Source organism: Kitasatospora sp. NPDC091257, from assembly GCF_044757675.1.
Lineage (GTDB): Bacteria > Actinomycetota > Actinomycetes > Streptomycetales > Streptomycetaceae > Kitasatospora > Kitasatospora lactacystinica.
The window spans coordinates 1-4,168 of the sequence record NZ_JBIVVI010000836.1; the positions used below are offsets into that span (position 1 = coordinate 1).

Consider the following 4,168-nt stretch of genomic DNA (forward strand, 5'->3'; position numbering starts at 1 on the left):
GTGGGGACTCCGGGCCCTTCCGCCACGGCGGCGGGGGCGCTCACGCGGCCCTTCGGTGTGCCGAGCGCGGCGGCCAGTCGCGGTCCGGCGGCGGCGCGCACCGCGTGGCCGGCCCGGTCGAGGTCGCGGTCGAGTGCGCCGGGGGCGATCCGGGGCCTGGACGGCAGCGGGACGGTGGTGGACGTGGCGGTGACCAGCGGGCCGGACAGCTGGGCGCGGGCGACCCGGTCCGCGAGCGCGCCGGCGGCGAGGCGGTCGAAGCGCGGCGGCCAGCTCAGCGGGATCGCCGTGAGCAGGACGGAGAGCAGCGCCAGCCCGGCCGCCACCGGCCAGGCGATCCGCGCCTCTCGTCGGATCAGGCGCAGTGTCAGCATGCGGGGCTCCCGCCGTCGAAGCGTCCGTTGCGGGGCGGGGTGCCAGGCGCGAGGCCGAGCGGAGTGCGGGGCTGGGTGCCGGGCCCGGGGGCGCGCCCGCGGCCGGGCGCGAGGCCGGGCCCGCTGCCGGGCCGCCGTCCTGGCGTCGGGCTCATCCGTCCTCCCCCGCGCGCAGGGCCCGGACCAGGTCGACCCTGGCCAGCAGCCGGGTGAGGACCAGGACCGTGAGGGCCAGCAGCAGGCCGCTGGCGAGCGTGGTGAGCGCGGCGGCCGGCCGGCCCGGGGCGGTGGCCAGGGCCGGGAAGACCGGGCCGGAGCTGTCGTCCAGCACGGTGAGCGGCAGCAGCAGGGCCGTCAGCAGCAGGCCCAGCAGGCCGCCGAGCAGCACCGGGGGCACCGTCACCGCCACCTGTTCGGCGCGCAGCATCGCCGTCAGTTCGCCAGTCCGTGCGCCCAGGGCGCGCAGCACGGCGAACTCCCGTTGCCGGGAGCGGGCCGCGCCGACCGCGTGCAGGGTCAGGGCGGTCACCGCGAAGAGCGGGGCGGTGGCCATGACCAGCAGCCAGGCGCAGCGCAGTCCGGCCCGGAACGGGTCGTCGGCCAGGTCGGCGGCGAGCCGCTGTGCGCTCTGGGCGCGGCCGAACGCGCTGTGGCCGTCGACGGCGGCCCAGGTGGCGGCGGGGTCGTCGCTGGCCAGCCACCAGTGGGTGTCGACGGGCGGCGGCGCGCCGGTGAGCGCGCGGTTGGCGGCGAGCGCGGGCAGGTCCAGCAGCAGGTGGCCCTGGCCGCGGCCGTAGCCGGGCAGGGCGTCGACCTCCCCGGTGATGCGGACCTTCTGGTCGCTGTCGCGGTCGCGGTCCCAGGTGAGCCGGATGGTGTCGCCGACCTTGGCGTTCACCGCGTCGAGCAGGGTGCGGTCGGCGATCGCGGACAGGACGGGCGGGGCGCTCCCGTCCGGGGTGCCGGTCGGGGGGCGCACGGCGAAGTACGTGTCCAGGGCGGCCGGGTCCAGGGCGTTCGCGGGGTTCTGGGAGCGCAGCACCGCGTGCAGGAGGCCGGGTCCGCGGCTGTGCCAGGTGCAGGCGGTGGCCCGGTCGTCCTGGGCGCCGCCGTCGAGCACCGAGGTGGGCCGGGCGTCCGGGGCCGGGTCGCCGGCGGGGCAGCCGAGTGTGGTGGGGCTGACGAAGGGCGCGCCGGAGCGGACCCAGGACCGGTCCGGTCCGAGGGCGAGGTCGGTTCGCCGGTCGCCGGTGACGGCGCTGATCCGTGGCAGGTCCAGCTCCAGGGTGGTGCGCCGGGCCAGGGGGCCGGGGAAGCGGACGCCGACGCGGCCGAGGGTCAGCGGGTAGCTGCGCCGGCCGCCGTCGGCCAGGTTCACGGTCAGCGGGTGGGGGCGGCCGTCGGCCGTCAGCGGGAGGGTCAGCTGCTCGGTCAGCCCGTCGGCGTCCTGGATCCACAGCAGCAGGCTCGGGCCCTGGTCCGGCGGTGCGGGGTCGGCGGTGGCCTGGACGGTCAGCTCCAGGGCGGTCGGCTCGCCGGGGATCGCGAGCCCCTGGGCGGGCGCGGCGGTCAGCGGGGCCAGCAGCGCCGGTGCCGGGCGGTCGGCCTGGTCGGGACGCAGGGCCGGCAGGGCGCCGGAGGCCGCGGCGGCGGCGGTGTCGACGGCGACCGTCCGGACCACGGCGCTGCCCACGTAGGCCGACTGGTCGGCGACCGGGGTGAGGGCCGTGACGCCCGGCAGCGCGGCCAGTGCGCCGTGCCGCTGCGCCGCCGCGCCGGTCACCCCGGACAGCCGCAGGTCGGCGCCGACGGTGAAGGCCGCCCGGTCGCGGTCGCCGGCCGGCAGTGCGGCCAGGACCCCGGCGGCCAGGCCGGCGCAGGCCACGGCCAGGAGCGTGACCAGGACCGGGACCGCCTGGCGGCCGGCGTCGCGGCTCAGCCGCCAGGCGCCCAGTGGCGCGACCAGTCCGCGGGAGCGGGCGGCCGCCCGTTCCAGCAGCCGCCCGGCCGGCGGCAGCGCCCGCAGCGCCAGCACCGCGCCGGCCACCGCCATCGCCGCCGGGGCGAGCACCAGGACGGGGTCGACTCCGGTGTCGAAGCCCGCACCCGCGCCGGGCACCACCACGCCCTGGTAGTGGCGCAGTTGGAGGAAGCCGAGGACCGCCACGGCGAGCAGCGCCAGGTCCGCTCCGGCCCGCTGCAGGCCCGGTCGGCGCGGGCGGCGCCGGCGCAACGCCTGCCGGGCGTGCGGGTCCCAGGCCTGCCGGGCGAGCGGCAGCAGCAGGGCCGTGCCGTGCACCGCGAGCGCGAACCCGGCGGCCCACCAGGCGGTTCGGCCGTCGGCCGCGGTCAGGCCGTGCGCCCCGGCGCCGCGCAGGACGGCGGCGAGCAGCGGCTCGACCAGCAGCAGCCCGCAGGCCGCCGCCGGCACGGCGGCCACCGCCCACTCGCCGGCCGCCACCGCGAGCAGCCGCGCCAGGCCGGCTCCCCGGGAGCGCTGGAGCGCCTGCTCGACGGCGACCGCGTCGGCCAGCCGACGGGCCGTCAGAATCAGGACCACCGAGGCGAGTACGGCGATCAGGGCGAGCGGAACGGCGATCTCGGCCCTGGCGGCCAGGGCCGGCACCGCCTGGCCGTCGACCGCGGCGGGCAGCGCGCTGCGCACCCTGGTGTCGGCCAGGGGCGGGGCTGCGCCGCGGTAGACCGAGCGGGCGGTGTCGGAGCCGGCGAGGACGGCCACCCGGTCGCGCAGCGCGGCGAGTTCGGGCAGGCTCGACCGGCCGGTGTCGGGCAGGGCCAGCCAGACGGCCTGGGTGCGGCTGCCGAACGTGGGCAGGGCCGTCAGCTGGGCGCCGTCGGCCAGCAGCAGGGCGCGGTCCGCGCCGTCGGCGCCGGCCAGGCCGTTCCAGAAGGCGTCGGCGGCCGGGTCGGGGCGGTAGACGCCGGTCACGGTGAGCGTGAGCGGGCCGCCGGTGGCGGGGTCCGGGACGACCGCGGTGCTGCCGCTCGCCAGGCCGAGGCGGTCGGCGACGGTCTCGGGGAGGGCGACGCGCAGGGCGTTTCCGGGGACGTCGGCGGGGGCGGCGGAGGACGCGGTGGGGGACGCGGGGGCGGGGGCGGCGTCCGGCCAACTGCCGCTGCTCAGCCGGGCGTAGCGGCCCGGGTCGGGCAGTGCCACCGGGAGCCCGGGCAGCCCGGTTTCGGTGGCCTGCCGGCGCGCGGCGAGCGGCAGCGGCAGGTCCACGGCGATACCGGCCCGCAGGGCGGTCTCGGAGCGGAAGGGGACGCCGGCCATCGCCCGGACCAGTGCCGTGTGCACCGCCCGGTCGGCCGCGGGCAGGCCCTGCGCCGTCCAGCGCGCGGACACCTCCACCGACCGGCCGGCGTCGGCGGCGAGGCGCTGGCGCACCCCGGCCGCGGCGGCCGACCGGGCCAGCCCGGCCACCGCGGACAGCACCGCCGTCGCGACCAGGATGCTCACGGCCACGGCCGCCAGCACCGCACCGTGCCGCCCGATCCGGCGCCCGACCCCCGCCAGCACCATCCGCCACTCCCCTCGGCGCCCTTCGTTCGACTCCGGGGCGCACGTCACGGGACCACTTGCGGCCCAGAGCTGAGGTTCTATCACAACGAACCATCAGTGGTCTGTACCAATCAGGTCACGGTCCTTCCCGTACAACCCGAACCGCCCCTGCCGTGTCGAACTGCCGCGGGGAGGAGGAACGACGGGGCAGGGCGGAGGAACACGCCGCCGGACTCCGAGGAGTCCGTCAAGGGAGGGGCCGCGGGAGGAC

At 79.3% G+C, this 4,168-nt stretch carries 2 protein-coding genes; both read right to left on the reverse strand.

Annotated features, from left to right (window positions below; genetic code table 11):
- Window positions 1-374, reverse strand: a 374-nt coding sequence (locus ACIQOV_RS30520) for a hypothetical protein (protein ID WP_401053837.1), incomplete at its 3' end; no start/stop codon positions are given.
- Between the two features lie 151 nt (window positions 375-525).
- Window positions 526-3,918, reverse strand: coding sequence for an FtsX-like permease family protein (locus ACIQOV_RS30525; RefSeq protein WP_401053839.1), 3,393 nt, complete (start codon window positions 3,916-3,918; stop codon window positions 526-528).
- Window positions 3,919-4,168: the final 250 nt, after the last annotated feature.

Bases quoted from the DNA above. Each gene is read 5' to 3' on its own strand.
- ACIQOV_RS30525 (WP_401053839.1), bottom strand. From the start codon at position 3,918: ATGGTGCTGGCGGGGGTCGGGCGCCGGATCGGGCGGCACGGTGCGGTG.